The organism is Microbulbifer marinus, from assembly GCF_900107725.1.
Taxonomy (GTDB): domain Bacteria; phylum Pseudomonadota; class Gammaproteobacteria; order Pseudomonadales; family Cellvibrionaceae; genus Microbulbifer; species Microbulbifer marinus.
Genome location: NZ_FNQO01000001.1, coordinates 1141943 through 1156159, shown reverse-complemented (window position 1 = coordinate 1156159; position 14217 = coordinate 1141943). Strand labels below are relative to the sequence as shown.

General features: G+C 60.9%; 14 protein-coding genes. 7 read left to right on the top strand and 7 right to left on the bottom strand.

The features are described from left to right. The first annotated feature begins 227 nt into the window (after positions 1–227). Both BLW36_RS05025 and BLW36_RS05020 read left to right on the top strand, forming a co-directional pair. Entirely contained in the window at positions 228–779 is a 552-nt protein-coding gene (locus BLW36_RS05025; protein ID WP_091386967.1) for a flavodoxin, read from the top strand. 7 nt (positions 780–786) lie between these two features. Then, positions 787–1155 carry a hypothetical protein gene (locus BLW36_RS05020; RefSeq protein ID WP_091386965.1) on the top strand — a complete coding sequence of 123 codons (369 nt, stop codon included), beginning with the start codon at positions 787–789 and terminating at the stop codon, positions 1153–1155. A gap of 77 nt (positions 1156–1232) precedes the next feature. Here BLW36_RS05020 and dapE read toward each other — a convergent pair whose 3' ends face one another. The 7 genes from dapE to map form a co-directional block, all read right to left on the bottom strand. Then, positions 1233–2366, bottom strand: coding sequence for a succinyl-diaminopimelate desuccinylase (dapE, locus tag BLW36_RS05015; protein ID WP_091385756.1), 1134 nt, complete (start codon positions 2364–2366; stop codon positions 1233–1235). 409 nt (positions 2367–2775) lie between these two features. Next, entirely contained in the window at positions 2776–3807 is a 1032-nt protein-coding gene (dapD, locus tag BLW36_RS05010; RefSeq protein WP_091385754.1) for a 2,3,4,5-tetrahydropyridine-2,6-dicarboxylate N-succinyltransferase, read from the bottom strand. Positions 3808–3882: 75 nt separating this feature from the next. Continuing rightward, complete coding sequence (locus tag BLW36_RS05005; protein ID WP_244506135.1) at positions 3883–4239, bottom strand: ArsC family reductase; 357 nt, start codon at positions 4237–4239, stop codon at positions 3883–3885. Positions 4240–4241: 2 nt separating this feature from the next. After that, positions 4242–4910, bottom strand: a complete 669-nt coding sequence (gene nth, locus BLW36_RS05000) for an endonuclease III (RefSeq protein ID WP_091385752.1) — start codon at positions 4908–4910, stop codon at positions 4242–4244. 85 nt (positions 4911–4995) lie between these two features. Further along, entirely contained in the window at positions 4996–6168 is a 1173-nt protein-coding gene (gene dapC / locus BLW36_RS04995) for a succinyldiaminopimelate transaminase (RefSeq protein WP_091385750.1), read from the bottom strand. Between the two features lie 29 nt (positions 6169–6197). Beyond that, complete coding sequence (locus BLW36_RS04990; protein ID WP_091385747.1) at positions 6198–8918, bottom strand: [protein-PII] uridylyltransferase; 2721 nt, start codon at positions 8916–8918, stop codon at positions 6198–6200. Positions 8919–9107: 189 nt separating this feature from the next. Beyond that, positions 9108–9878, bottom strand: coding sequence for a type I methionyl aminopeptidase (gene map, locus BLW36_RS04985; RefSeq protein WP_091385744.1), 771 nt, complete (start codon positions 9876–9878; stop codon positions 9108–9110). Between the two features lie 363 nt (positions 9879–10241). Between map and rpsB the strand changes: the two genes are divergently transcribed. The 5 genes from rpsB to uppS all read left to right on the top strand — a co-directional run bounded on the left by rpsB (position 10242) and on the right by uppS (position 14177). Further along, positions 10242–10988 carry a 30S ribosomal protein S2 gene (gene rpsB, locus BLW36_RS04980; RefSeq protein ID WP_091385743.1) on the top strand — a complete coding sequence of 249 codons (747 nt, stop codon included), beginning with the start codon at positions 10242–10244 and terminating at the stop codon, positions 10986–10988. A 114-nt stretch (positions 10989–11102) separates the two neighbouring features. Further along, positions 11103–11966, top strand: coding sequence for a translation elongation factor Ts (gene tsf, locus BLW36_RS04975; protein ID WP_091385741.1), 864 nt, complete (start codon positions 11103–11105; stop codon positions 11964–11966). A 167-nt stretch (positions 11967–12133) separates the two neighbouring features. Beyond that, positions 12134–12871: a UMP kinase gene (pyrH, locus tag BLW36_RS04970; RefSeq protein WP_091385738.1), complete on the top strand. Its 738-nt coding sequence runs from the start codon at positions 12134–12136 to the stop codon at positions 12869–12871. Further along, complete coding sequence (frr, locus tag BLW36_RS04965; RefSeq protein ID WP_091385736.1) at positions 12868–13425, top strand: ribosome recycling factor; 558 nt, start codon at positions 12868–12870, stop codon at positions 13423–13425. The genes pyrH and frr overlap by 4 nt, the downstream gene beginning before the upstream one ends. After that, complete coding sequence (gene uppS / locus BLW36_RS04960) at positions 13425–14177, top strand: polyprenyl diphosphate synthase (RefSeq protein ID WP_091385734.1); 753 nt, start codon at positions 13425–13427, stop codon at positions 14175–14177. Before frr ends, uppS begins: the two co-directional genes overlap by 1 nt. Positions 14178–14217 lie beyond the last annotated feature (40 nt).

The following is a 14217-nucleotide window of genomic DNA, read 5'->3' as shown; positions in this document are numbered from 1 at the left end:
CCCCCGTCTCCTGTGCGATCGATCGGGCAGCCTTCTACCCCTACGGCCCGGTAGATTCGTAACCTTTCGCCCCCGCTGTGCGGGGGCCTTTTTTTGGCGGACAGCCAGCCCTCCGCGCCTCGTCGCTCACTCCCGCCCCAGCTTGCCGCGCCCCGCCATTGCTGGGAGAATACGCCGCCGCTCGATAGTGAATACAGCAGCCTGTTTGTGGGCGAAGAGGAGTGATTGTGAGCAAAATCGGCTTGTTTTACGGCAGTGACGAGGGCAATACCGAGGCCGTGGCCCTGCGTATCCGCGCCCGCCTGGGTGAGGATCGGGTGGACCTATACGATATCGCCGATGTCACCCAGCTTGAAATTGCCGACTACGAGCAGCTGATCTTCGGCATCCCCACCTGGGACTTCGGCCAGATCCAGTCCGACTGGGAGGAATTCTGGGAGGACGTGCAGGAGATCGATTTCAGCGGCAAGAAGGTGGCCCTGTTCGGGCTCGGCGATCAGTTCGGTTACGGCGACTACTTTCTCGACGCGATGGGCATGCTGCACGATGTGATCGCCGGCAACGGAGCGACCATCATCGGCCAGTGGTCCACCGAGGGTTATGAATTCGAAGCGTCCAAGGCGGAGATAGAAGGCGAGGGCATGTTCGTCGGTCTCGCGATCGACGAGGACCAGCAGGAAGAGCTGACTGCGGAACGCCTGAACCGCTGGTGCCGGCAGATTGCCGATGAGTTTGGCCTGGAGGGCGGTGCGGACAGTGTCGCAGAGCTGGATGACTGAGCGGCCGATGAAAGACTCTCTCTCGTTCCAGGAATTCTGGCCCTGGCTGACCGACCATCCGAACTGCATTGTACGCGCGGGTACCACCGATTCCGTTATCTACGATGATGACGATTACCACTGGCGCTTTGGCGAAGAGGATGTCCGCACGCTGCTGGTGCAGGTAATGCGCGGCAAGCGCCCGGTCGCGGAACTGTTTATCGAGCCGGAGCATGTGGTCTCGGTGCGGATCATCCCCGGTGAAAAGGGCGAGTACAATTTCGACCTGCTGGCGGAAGTACAGGGCCAGCCCCAGGTTGTGTATTACTTCGTGCTGACCCACGGCTACGAAGAGTCGGAGTCAAAGGACAGTGGTGGCCAGGGTCGTTTGCACTGACCGCGTCATTGCTCAATAAAAAAGGCGACTTAAAAAGTCGCCTTTTTTGTGCGCCTATGTTCAGGCTTGTTTTAAGCCTATGCGAGCAGCCGCTCAAGAATTTCCCGATACATAGATTTCAGGGTATCCAGATCTTCCGCCTTCACGCACTCGTCCACCTTGTGGATGGTTGCATTTACCGGTCCCAGTTCCACCACCTGTGCGCCGGTGGGGGCGATAAAGCGTCCGTCCGAGGTGCCGCCGGCGGTGGAGAGTTGTGTGGCTTCACCGGTAACCGCATGAATCGCCTTCTGGGCGGCTTCCACCAGTGGGCCTTCTGCGGTCAGGAACGGCTGGCCGGACAGTTTGAAGTCGGCTTCATATTTGAGGCCGTGCTTGTCGAGAATCTTGCGCGCGCGGGCTTCCAGCTGTTCCGCCGTCGTTTCAGTGGAGAAGCGCCAGTTGCAGACCACCTTTACTTCGCCGGGAATCACGTTGGTCGCACCGGTGCCGCCGTTGATATTGGAGACCTGGAAACTGGTCGCCGGGAAAAAGTCGTTGCCGTTGTCCCACTCCTCCGCGGCGAGTTCGGCCAGCGCCGGCGCTAGCGTGTGGATCGGGTTTTCCGCCAGATGCGGGTAGGCCACATGGCCCTGTACGCCGAATACGGTCAGCTCGAGGCCGAGGGAGCCGCGGCGACCGTTCTTGATCACGTCGCCGACGCGCTCGGTGCTCGACGGCTCGCCGACCAGGCAGCAGTCGATTCTCTCGCCCTGTTCCTCCAGCCATTCCACGACCTTGACCGTACCGTTGTGCGCGGGGCCCTCTTCATCACTGGTGATCAGGAAGGCGATACGGCCTTTATGGTCGGGGTGCGCGGCGACGAATTCCTCGCAGGCCACCACCATCGCCGCCAGTGAGCCCTTCATATCGGCCGCGCCGCGACCGTAGAGGTAGCCGTCTTCGATCACTGGTTCGAAGGGCGGGTGTTGCCAGTTCTCCTCCGGGCCGGTCGGGACCACGTCGGTGTGGCCGGCGAAGGCGAACAGCGGGCCTTCGTCTTTGCCGTTGCGCACCGCCCAGAAGTTGTCGGTATCGCCGCGGCGCAACCAGGTGGTCTCGAAGCCGATTTTTTCCAGGCGTTCGATCATCAGCGGCATACAGCCGGCGTCTTCGGGGGTGACCGACCTTAGGCGGATCAGGTCACTGGCGAGTTGTACTGTGGGGGTCATTTGGGTAATTCCTTATGCGCCAGTAGCGTGTCTGTTTGATTGGGGTACCCTTGTGGGTTACGGGGCGGCCCTGCTACCGATGGTTTCTCGCGGGACACGCCGTGAATACGTCCCTGTAGGCTTGTCGGCGAGGTCCCTCTCGCCGACAGTCCCGCAAGAAACCATCGGTATCAGGACCTTCACTTTTAACTCTGGAATTCTTCCACCCGCTCTTTGTGGCGGTTCGATAGAGCGCAAAAATTAGAGGCGAAGGCGCTGATCCCGGGATTCCTTTGCGGGACCGTCGGCGGCCATGGATGGCCGCCGCCGAGCGTACAGGGAAGTATTTACAGCGTGTCCCGCAAAGGAATCCCGGTAGCAGTGCCGCCCCACAGTCCACCACGGAGCTACGTGGAGCGGCGCCAAAAGGTCAGTTGCTGTGCAGCGCTTCGTTCAACTCGATGGCGCTCTTGTTGGTCAGGCACTCCACCGCGCCGTTGGTGGAGTTGCGGCGGAACAGCAGGTCGGGCTTGCCGGCCAGGTCGCGCGCCTTGATGTGCTCCACCAGCTTGCCACTGTCGTCGAGCAGCGCAACCTTGGTACCCGAAGTGATGTACAGGCCAGCTTCCACGGTGCAGCGGTCGCCCAGCGGGATACCGATGCCGGCGTTGGCGCCGAGCAGGCAGTTGTCGCCGACGGAGATAACGATATTGCCACCACCGGACAGGGTGCCCATGGTGGAACAGCCGCCGCCCAGATCCGAACCGGCGCCGACAACGACGCCCGCGGAAATGCGGCCCTCGATCATGCCGGGGCCCTCGGTGCCGGCGTTAAAGTTGACGAAGCCTTCGTGCATGATGGTGGTGCCTTCGCCCAGGTAGGCGCCGAGACGTACGCGCGCGGTGTGGGCGATGCGCACGCCGGTGGGTACCACGTAGTTGGTCATTTTGGGGAACTTGTCCACGCAGGCCACTTCCAGATGTTCGCCCTTCAGGCGCGCCTCCAGCTGGCGCCGCGGCAGTTCTTCCAGATCGATGGCGCCCTGGTTGGTCCAGGCCACGTTGACCAGCTTGCCGAAGATACCGTCGAGATTGGTTTGGTGCGGCTTCACCAGGCGGTGGGACAGCAGGTGCAGCTTGAGGTAGGCTTCCGGCACTGACTGCGGTGCCTCGTCATTGCTCAGCACCACGGCCACCAGCGGCCGCTGGCTGATCGCGAACTGGCGCAGGATTTCCGCCTGCTTGTGTGCGCCGGCGCCGGCTAGCTTGTCCGCCAGCGGTTGCAGCTGCGCCGGATCCAGGGCGAGGCTGTGATTGCCGCCGTCGATCTTCAGGATTCCAGTCACCGCCGCGGCCACGTCTGCGTTCGGTTTCAGCAGCGGCTGCGGATAGTAGACTTCCAGCCACTCACCCTTGCTGTTGCAGGTGCCGACGCCGAAGCCAATGCTGTAAATATCGCTCATTTGATTTCTCTCCTAGCCGCTCGGGGCTTTTCCTTTCTGCTCAGGGCTGTATTTAGTCGCTCGGGGAACGCCCGGTTATTTCACGAATTCCGCGAACTCCGCTTCTTTGAAGCCGAAGCGGGTCTCGCCGCCGGCGACAGTGACCGGACGCTTGATCAGCGTGGGAGTGTCACTGGCGATTGCCAGCGCCGCCTCGTCGTCCATCGCGTTTTTCTGTTCGTCGTTGAGTGCGCGCCAGCTGGTGGAGCGGCGGTTCAGTACTTCCTGCCAGCCGAAGTTTTTCAGCCACTCCTCGAGCGGCACGGATGCCATGCCGTCCTCGCGGAAATCGTGGAAGCGGTAGTCGATGCCGTTCTTTTCCAGCCACTTGCGGGCTTTCTTGACGGTGTCGCAGTTCTTGATGCCGTAGAGGACAATTGAGGAGTTGGTCACAGTCAGGCCTTCTTGGTTTTCTTCGGGTTCTTGCGGTTCGGATAACAGGTGGTGCAGATCTCGCACACGGTGCCGTCGCAGCCGCGCGCACTGCAGTATTCGCGGCCGTAGAAAATAATCTGCAGGTGCAGCTTGTTCCACTTGTCGCGTGGGAAGAGTCGCTTCAGGTCCTTCTCCGTCTGCGCCACGTTTTTTCCGCTGGTGAGTCCCCAGCGCTGCGCCAGCCGGTGAATATGGGTATCCACCGGAAAGGCCGGATGGCCGAAGGCCTGGGACATGACCACGCTGGCGGTCTTGTGACCGACCCCTGGCAGTGTCTCCAGCGCCGCCATATTTTCCGGCACTTTGCCGTGGTACTCATTGACCAGTATCTGCGACAGCTTGCTGATGGCCTTGGACTTCTGCGGCGATAGGCCGCAGGGGCGGATCACTTCCTTTATCTTTTCCACCGGCACCTTGGCCATGTCCCGCGGATTGTCCGCCAGTTGCCACAGTGCCGGGGTAACCTGGTTGACGCGCTCGTCGGTGCACTGGGCGGACAGCAGTACCGCGACCAGCAGCGTATAGGGGTCCTTGTGGTCCAGGGGCACCGGGGTCTCGGGGTAGAGCTCCTCCAGGCGCTGCAGGATGAATTCGACCCTTTCTTTTTTAAGTAAGTTTTTTACTGCCATCTGCGCTTTGCCGGTTTGCCGGCGCCTGCATTGAATTCCTAGTGCCCGCGGTTTTTGCGTGCGGGCGGTGTCGAACAGTGGTTGCCTATTGGCAAAATTCCTTGATACGCCTCGCGGCCTCGACACATTCCTCGAGCGTTGCTACCAAAGCCATGCGCACATATTCGCGTCCGGGATTGGTGCCGTCCGCCTCGCGGGCGAGGAAGGCACCGGGCAACACGGTGATGTTCTGTTGCCGGAACAATTCGCGCGCAAACTGCTCTCCATCCCCGACACGCGGCCACAAATAAAAACTGGCCTGCGGCTGCTGCACGTCCAGGCAGCCGTCAAGAATTTCCAGTACCGAGGCAAACTTTTCGCGGTAAAGCGCGCGATTATGCCGCACGTGCTGCTCGTCCTGCCAGGCGGCGATAGAGGCGTACTGGGTAGGCAGCGGCATGGCGCAGCCGTGATAAGTGCGGTAGAGGAGGAATTTTTCCAGTATCTGTGCGTCGCCGGCGACGAAGCCGGAGCGCAGTCCGGGCAGATTGGAGCGCTTGGACAGACTGTGGAATACCACGCAGCGGCGGAAGTCTGTGCGGCCCAGCTGTTCGCACACCTGCAGTAAACCGACGGGTGGGCTGTCCTCGTCGAAATAGAGTTCCGAATAGCACTCGTCCGAGGCGATCGTGAAATCGTAACGGTCCGCCAGTTCGAGCAATTCTTTCAGGTCTTCGGCGTCGAGCAGTGCACCGGTGGGATTGCCGGGGGTGCAGATATAGAGCAGTTCGCAGTCGCGCCAGGCCTGTTCCGGCACCGAGGCGAAGTCCGGCTTGAAGCCGGTCGTGGCGCAGCAGTTGATAAAGTGCGGGCTGGCTCCGGCGAGCAGCGCGGCGCCCTCGTAGATCTGGTAGAAGGGGTTCGGCATCAGCACTCTGCTGCCCGGTGACACCACTGCCTGGGCGAAGGCGAACAGGGCCTCGCGGGTGCCATTGACCGGCAGCACCTGAGTCTCGGCACAGACGCTGCCGAGCCGGAAACGCTGGCACAGCCAGTCGGCTATGGCTTCGCGCAGCGGATCTATGCCTTTGGTAACCGGATAGGCGGCGAGCTTGTCCAGGTTCTCGATCAGTTCGTCGCGCACGAACTCCGGCGGGGTGTGCTTGGGCTCGCCGATGGACAGGGCGATATGGGACTTTTCCGCCGGAATCAGGTCCTTTTTTAATGCCGCCAGTTTGGTGAAGGGGTAGGGCTGCAGCTGATCCAGATATGGGTTCATAGGCTTTTCTTGTTAGCTCTTGCGGCGGACTAGCGTTGATGTTTGACCTGATGGGCGTCCAGCTCGCGGCAGATCGCCTCTTCCAGTTCGCGATTGGCGGCGTCATCCAGCAGTGGTTGCCCCGCGGCATCGGTGATGTGGAAGATATCCTCGACCCGTTCGCCTAGCGTAGAGATCTTGGCGTTGTGCAGGCGCAGGTCGTGGGCGATAAAGATGCGCGCGATGCGGGCCAGCAGGCCGGGCCGGTCCGCGCTGGTGATTTCCAGCGTGCTGTACTGATCGCCGGGCTCCGTGGACAGGTGGGCGCGGGTTTCCAGCTCGAACATTTTCAGTCGCCGCGGCGTGCGCCGCTGGATGATCTTCGAGTAATCCTCGACCAGGGCCAGTTCCCGCTGCAGCGTGTCGCGGATCTGCTCCAGCCGGTGGGGTTCGTCCAGCAGCGGCTGACCGGATTCATCCAGCACGTAAAAGGTGTCCAGCGTGTAGCCGGAGGCGGAGCTGTACAGGCGCGCGTCGTGGATATTCAGGTTGAGCATATCCAGCCCGGTGACCACCGCGGCGAACACGTTGGCCCGGTCTGGTGTGTAGACGAATACCTCGGTGGCGCCGTCGTGTTCGCCGGGCCCGGAGTTGCGGGTCAGCACCAGGGTATCGTTCTGTTCGCCCTTGTCGTTGGCGCAGTGCAGCTGGTGAATCGCGGCGGTATGCCAGGTGATATTGTCGGCGCTCTCACGGACAAAATAGTCTTCGCCCATCTGCGCCCAGATGTTTTCCACCGAGGTCATCGGCAGGCCCATGGCGTGCAGCATATTGCGCGCCTGGCTGCGGGTTTCGTCGATGATCTCTTCGCGGTCGATCGGGTTTTCCAGTCCGCGTCGCAGGGCGCGCTGGGTCGCCTGGTAGAGCTGGCGCATCAGGCTGGCGCGCCAGCTGTTCCACAGCTCGGGGTTGGTGGCGTTGATGTCCGCCACCGTCAGCGTGTACAGATAGTCGAGGTGTTCGCGATCGCCCACTTCGCGGGCGAAATCGTGCACCACTTCCGGGTCGGTGATGTCCTGCTTCTGTGAGACCTGGCTCATCAGTAGATGCTTCTCCACCAGCCAGCACACCAGTCGCCGGTCGCGACCCGACAATTGGTGGCGGCGGCAGAAGGCATCGGCGTCGGCGACGCCCAGCTTCGAGTGGTCGCCGCCGCGGCCCTTGGCGATATCGTGATAGAGGCCGGAGATATACAGCAGTTCCGGCTTGCGCATGCGGGCCAGTATCTCCGCGGCAATCGGGAATTTCTGCCAGGCTTCCGGGCCGCGGAAGCTGCGCATATTGCGCACTACCTGCAGCGTGTGTGCGTCCACGGTGTAGATATGGAATAGATCGTGCTGCATCTGGCCGGTGACGCGGCCGAACTCCGGCAGATAGCGGCCCAGAATGCCGTAACGGGTCATGCGCGACAGCTGCGTGGACAGGCCGCGGCGCGAGCGCAGCAGCTGCATAAACAGCTCGGCATTGACCGGGTCCTCGCGGAAGCGGTCGTCGATCAGGTGGCGATGCTCCCGGATCAGGCGGATGGTGGACGCGCGCACCCCCTCGATTTCCGGGTTTTCCGCCATCAGTACGAAAATCTCCAGCAGCGCCGAGGGTTGCTCGGTAAAGACGCGGGTCTGGGTGACTTCGATGGTGTCGTCACGCAGCTGGAAGCGCTCGTTGATCGGCGTCACCGTCTGGCGTTCACCGCGCTGCAGGATGGCCTCGTCGAGGAACTGCAGCAGCACGTCGTTCAGCTCGCGCAGCGCCATCACGATACGGTAGTAGTTGTGCATGAACTGCTCGACGGCGAGTTGCCTGCCGCTGTCCACGTAACCGAACTGTTTCGCCAGCTCGCGCTGGTAGTCGAACAGCAGTCGCTCTTCGGCGCGGCCGGCCAGCAGGTGCAGACCGTAGCGCACGCGCCAGAGAAAATCCTCACCGGACTGCAGGATGGCGAATTCCTCTTCGGTGAAGAAACCCTTGCCCTGCAGCTGCTTCAGGGTGCGTACCTTGAAGTAGCGCTTCGCCACCCAGCCGATGGTCTGGATATCGCGCAGCCCGCCGGGTGCATTCTTGATATTGGGTTCGAGAATATACTCGGCGGCCTGTTGCTTGTTGTGGCGCTCGCGCTGCTCGGCGTACTTGGCAGTAAAAAACTCTTCCGCCGGCCACAGCTTGTCCGGCGTCATCTGTTCCATCAAGCGCGCGCGCAGATTGTCATTCCCGACGACGGTACGGCACTCCATCAGGTTGGTGGCCACGGTGATGTCTTCGGCAGCCAGTTCCAGGCAGTGTTCGATGGAGCGCACCGAGTGACCGATATCCAGGCCCAGGTCCCACAGGAAGGCCACCAGGCGCTCGATGTTGTCGATGGTGTCCGCGGCCGAGGTGGCATCGGTGAGAATCAGCAGGTCGATGTCTGAGTGGGGGTGCAATTCACCGCGGCCGTAGCCGCCCACGGCCAGCAGGCTGATTCCCGCAGGCCAGTCGTACTGATGCCAGGCGTAGTGCAGCAGGCAGTCGACGAACAGGGCGCGCTCGTGCACCAGCGTGCGCACATCCTCGCCCTCGCGGAAGCGCTCGGTCATCTTCTGCTCGGCGCCGCCGGCGGCATCCTTGAAAATCTCCAGTGCCGGCTTGGCGCCCTCCGCCAGCGCTCTGCGGAAGCGGGCCTGGTCGAAGAAGAACAGGGGGCGTTCGAAATAGGGGATTTGGGCCGGCTGCATCTTGTGTCCGCTCGAGGAGGTGGTTGTACCCGATTTAGGCTCCGGGATCGCTACTTGGTTTGGGCCTGTGGCGATCCCGCTGCCGGAGGCCGTTCGCTCAACAACCTGATCGGTAATCGTTTCACGAACGGCGCCCCGGCAGCGGGACCTTATCTTCTCGGGCCAGTGTTTCCTTTCGCGCCCCGGGTATCAGAAATTTTCTTCACTGCGCGCTGTCAGCACTTCCACGCCATCGCTGGTTACGGCCATGGTGTGCTCCCACTGCGCGGACAGGCGGCGGTCCTTGGTGATCGCGGTCCAGCCGTCACCGAGTACGCGGGTGGCGGCCTTGCCGGCATTGATCATCGGTTCAATGGTAAAAGTCATGCCTTCCTTGAGCACCTCGCCGCTGCCGGGTTTGCCGTAGTGGAGCACCTGCGGGTCTTCGTGGAAGACGTCGCCGATACCGTGGCCGCAGAAATCACGCACCACCGAGTAGTAGTTCTTCTCCGCGTGCTGCTGGATCACGTGGCCGATATCGCCCAGGGAGGTGCCGGGGCGGACTATTTCGATGGCCTTGTACAGGCACTCCTGGGTTACCCGCACCAGGCGCTCGGCGTGGGGTGCGGGTTCGCCGACGAAGTACATCTTGCTGGTGTCGCCGTACCAGCCATCCTTGATCACAGTGACATCGATATTGATGATGTCACCTTTCTTCAGCACCTTGCCGTCGGACGGGATACCGTGGCAGACCACCTCGTTGACCGAGGTGCAGATGGATTTTGGAAAGCCGCGGTAACCGAGACAGGCGGGGATGGCTTTCTGTTTGTTGACTATATGGTCATGGCAGCGCCGGTCCAATTCCTCGGTAGTGACGCCGGGAACCACATATTCGCCTATCATTTCCAGTACTTCCGCGGCCAGGCGGCCCGCGATACGCATCTTGGCGATCTGTTCCGGTGTCTTTATGGCTGAGGTCATGCGTGTCCCTAGAAAGTTGTTTGGTGGCGGGCGGCACCCGCCGCGAAGGCGCGTTATTGTAGCGGATTGGGCGTCGGGGGACATAATCCGCGGCGCCGTGGGCGGGGAGTCCCCATTGCGGGATTCCGTGCGGGGGCAACAGCGGCGTCACAATCTCCCCGCATAATCGAGAGCCGCTCTTCCCGAGAGAGGGCGATTATGGTATAAAGCGCGCCGCTTCGGGGTGCTCCCGGAGCGTAACTAATGCCGCACACGTATCGGCACATGTGTCTGGGTGCCTCATTTCGCCTCGTTATACTTGGCGGTATGGGGTTGATGCATGGGATGCGTGGAGGACTAACCCGTAAAATTGAGGTTTTACTTATGCCGCAAGTCAGCATGCGCGATATGCTGCAGGCTGGTGTCCACTTTGGTCACCAGACCCGCTACTGGAACCCGAAGATGGGTCAATTCATCTTTGGCGCCCGCAACAAGATTCACATCATCAACCTGGAGCACACTGTACCGGCTTTCAATGAAGCCCTGCAGGTGATCAAGGGGATGGCCGCTCAGAAGAAGAAGATTCTGTTCGTCGGCACCAAGCGCGCCGCACAGAAATCTATCAAAGAGCAGGCCGAGCGCTGTGGCCAGCCTTACGTCAGCAACCGCTGGCTGGGTGGTATGCTCACCAACTACAAGACCATTCGCGCTTCCATCAAGCGCTACCGCGATCTGGAAGCCCAGTCTCAGGACGGCACCTTCGACAAGCTGACCAAGAAAGAGGCGCTGATGCGCACTCGCACCATGGAGAAGCTGGAGCGTTCCATCGGTGGTATCAAGGACATGGGCGGCCTGCCGGACGCGCTGTTCGTGATCGACGTAGAGCACGAGCGCATCGCTATCCAGGAAGCCAACAAGCTGGGTATCCCGGTGATCGGCGTGGTTGATACCAACAGCGATCCGGCCGGCGTTGACTACGTCATCCCTGGTAACGATGACGCCATCCGCGCGATCAAGCTGTACACCACCGCTGTTGCGGATGCTGTTGCTGCCGGTACTTCTGAAGCCGGCGGTAGCGCGGCCAAGAACGAGTACGTTGAAGCGAGCGACGACGAAGCCGCTGCAGAGTAAGTTGCAGGGCGCAGTGGTGTAACACAGAACCGTTACGCTGCGAACTCGAAAAGGGGCCTCACAACCGGCCCCTTTTTTCTAATTTTCTAGTGACAGAACCCCGAGGATTGAATCATGGCGATTACCGCGTCTATGGTAAAAGAACTGCGCGAGCGCACCGGCCTGCCGATGATGGAGTGCAAAAAAGCACTGACCGAGGCGGATGGCGATATCGAGAAAGCGATCGAAGATCTGCGCAAAGCCTCTGGCCTGAAAGCGGCCAAGAAAGCCGGCCGCACCGCCGCAGATGGCGTTGTAGCCGCGAAGGTTGCCGAAGATGGCAGCTATGGCGTACTGGTTGAAGTGAACTCCGAGACCGACTTTGTGGCCCGCGATGACAACTTCCAGGCTTTCGTAGCCAAGGTTGTGGACAAGGCTTTTGCCGAGCGCCAGCAGGACGTTGCCGCGCTGATGGAAGGTGAGCTGGAGAATGCTCGCGAAGCGCTGGTGCAGAAGATCGGTGAGAACATCGGCGTGCGTCGCATACAACTGGTGGAAGCACCGGTTGTTGGTGCCTACGTACACTCCAACAATCGTATCGCTGCCCTGGTTGCCCTGAGCGGTGGTGACGTTGAGATGGCCAAGGATGTCGCTATGCACGTCACGGCGGTTAACCCGCAGGTGAACAAGCCGGAAGATATGCCGGCAGACGTGCTGGAGAAGGAAAAGGAGATCATCAAGGCCCAGCCGGATATGGAAGGCAAGCCCGCTGAGATCGTCGAGAAGATGATGGGTGGCCGCATCAAGAAGTTCCTGAAGGAAAACAGCCTTGTCGAGCAGCCGTTCGTCAAGAACCCGGACGTGACCGTTGGCAAGTTGGTCAAAGATGGCGGCGCAGACGTGGTTTCCTTTGTTCGCTTCGAAGTGGGTGAAGGTATCGAGAAGGAAGAGGTGGATTTCGCCGCGGAAGTTGCCGCGCAGGTTAAGTCCTCTTCTTAATCGCCTTTAGCTGGGTGCCCGTGGGCACCCGTTCGCAGTGGGGTGCTTCCGGTGGGCTCTGAAAGGGCTGCACTGGGGCACCCCTCTGTGTAAATGACCGAAATTGTTGTAATGTTCGGCGGCAATGTCTGCCTGCGCTAGAGACGCACACTTGAGAGGACCGATAGATGCCCGGTGTCAAAGACCGTAAATACAAGCGAATCCTGTTGAAGCTCAGTGGCGAAGAGCTGATGGGTGATCAGGGCTTTGGGATCAGTCCCAAAGTGCTGGACAAAATGGCGCTGGAGATAGGTCAGTTGGTGGGCATCGGCGTACAGGTAGGCCTCGTTGTCGGTGGTGGCAACCTGTTTCGGGGCGCCGCGCTGAATGCCGCGGGCCTGGATCGCGTCACCGGCGACCATATGGGGATGCTGGCCACGGTAATGAATGCGCTGGCCCTGCGCGACGCGCTGGAGCGCTCGAATATTTCTTCGCGGGTGATGTCCTCGATTCAAATGAGCGGTATCGTCGACCACTACGACCGCCGCGCGGCGATTCGCCATCTCGAGCGGGGCGAAGTACTGATTTTCGCTGCGGGCACGGGCAACCCCTTCTTTACCACCGATTCCGCTGCCTGTCTGCGCGGGATCGAAATTGACGCCGAAATGGTGCTGAAAGCCACCAAGGTGGACGGTGTCTACTCTGCGGATCCGGTGCTGGATCCGACCGCAACCCGCTACGACCAGCTGACCTATGACGAAGTGCTGGACAAGAAGCTCGGCGTAATGGATTTGACCGCAATCTGCCTGTGCCGCGAACACAATATGCCCGTGCGGGTATTCCGCATGGACAAGGCCGGCGCGCTGCTCAATATCGTGGTTGGCGGCGAAGAGGGCACATTAATTGAAGAGGAAGTGAAACAGTGATTGAAGATATTAAAAAAGACGCTAAAACGCGCATGAGCAAGGCGCTCGACGCACTGGGCAGCAACTTCAATAAGATCCGCACTGGCCGCGCGCACCCGAGCATTCTCGATGGCATCCAGGTGTCCTACTACGGCTCCGATACGCCGCTGTCGCAGGTGGCCAATATTACCGTAGAGGACGCGCGGACCCTGTCCGTAACCCCGTGGGAAAAGAACCTGGTGCCGGACATTGAAAAGGCCATCATGAAATCCGATCTGGGCCTGAATCCGAGCACTGCCGGTGCAGTCATTCGCATCCCGATGCCGATGCTGACCGAGGAAACCCGCAAGAATTTTATTCGCCAGGCCAAGAGCGAGGCGGAAACCGCGCGCGTGTCTATCCGCAATATCCGCCGCGACGCGCTCACAGAAGTAAAAGCGCTGGTGAAGGATAAGGAAATCTCCGAGGACGATGAACGCCGCGCGAGCGACGAGATCCAGAAGATTACCGACCAGTTTGTTGCGGACGTCGACAAGGCGCTGGCGGCGAAAGAAAAAGATTTGATGGAAATCTAATGAGTGCCGGTGGTACCCAGTCGAGCGCTTCCGGCCCGCGCCATATTGCCATCATTATGGACGGCAATGGGCGCTGGGCAGCCCGTCGCGGCTTGCCCCCCTCCGCCGGCCATAAGGCCGGCGTCGAGCGTATTCGCGACCTGCTGTCTGCCTGCAGGAACCGCGGTGTCGAAGCGCTCACCCTGTTCGCCTTTTCCAGTGAAAATTGGCAGCGTCCGCCGAAGGAGGTGGAGCTGCTGATGAGCCTGTTCCACTCTTATCTGCGCAAAGAAGCCCGCCGGATGCGAGAGGAGGGCGTGCGCCTGCGGGTCATCGGGCGACGCGATCGCTTTTCCCCGCGCTTGCAGCGCGCCATCGCAGAGGCAGAGGAGATTACAAAGGATGGTGAGCACGGCGATCTGGTGATTGCGGCGGATTACGGTGGCCAATGGGATATCGCCCAGGCCGCGCGCGCCCTGGCTGAAGAGGTGGCTGCCGGCAAGCGTTCGTCGGAGTCGATCGACGAGCAGGCGCTCGGCGAATATGTCCAGTTGGCGGATCTTCCGCCCGTGGACCTGCTCATTCGCTCCAGCGGCGAGCAGCGTATCAGCAATTTTATTCTGTGGCAGGCCGCGTACAGCGAGTTCTACTTCACGGATACGCTGTGGCCCGACTTCGATGAGGGGACGCTGGATGCCGCTATTGCGGCATACCGTCAGCGGGATCGCCGTTTTGGCGGGCGCAATGGCGATGGAATTGCGGCACAGGCCTGACGCCTGCGCCTGCCAGGCTGCGCGGTGGGTAGCCGGCGCA

Bases quoted from the DNA above. Each gene is read 5' to 3' on its own strand.
- BLW36_RS05020 (WP_091386965.1), top strand. From the start codon at position 787: ATGAAAGACTCTCTCTCGTTCCAGGAATTCTGGCCCTGGCTGACCGAC.
- dapE (WP_091385756.1), bottom strand. From the start codon at position 2,366: ATGACCCCCACAGTACAACTCGCCAGTGACCTGATCCGCCTAAGGTCG.
- dapD (WP_091385754.1), bottom strand. From the start codon at position 3,807: ATGAGCGATATTTACAGCATTGGCTTCGGCGTCGGCACCTGCAACAGC.
- nth (WP_091385752.1), bottom strand. From the start codon at position 4,910: ATGGCAGTAAAAAACTTACTTAAAAAAGAAAGGGTCGAATTCATCCTG.
- dapC (WP_091385750.1), bottom strand. From the start codon at position 6,168: ATGAACCCATATCTGGATCAGCTGCAGCCCTACCCCTTCACCAAACTG.
- BLW36_RS04990 (WP_091385747.1), bottom strand. From the start codon at position 8,918: ATGCAGCCGGCCCAAATCCCCTATTTCGAACGCCCCCTGTTCTTCTTC.
- map (WP_091385744.1), bottom strand. From the start codon at position 9,878: ATGACCTCAGCCATAAAGACACCGGAACAGATCGCCAAGATGCGTATC.
- rpsB (WP_091385743.1), top strand. From the start codon at position 10,242: ATGCCGCAAGTCAGCATGCGCGATATGCTGCAGGCTGGTGTCCACTTT.
- tsf (WP_091385741.1), top strand. From the start codon at position 11,103: ATGGCGATTACCGCGTCTATGGTAAAAGAACTGCGCGAGCGCACCGGC.
- pyrH (WP_091385738.1), top strand. From the start codon at position 12,134: ATGCCCGGTGTCAAAGACCGTAAATACAAGCGAATCCTGTTGAAGCTC.
- uppS (WP_091385734.1), top strand. From the start codon at position 13,425: ATGAGTGCCGGTGGTACCCAGTCGAGCGCTTCCGGCCCGCGCCATATT.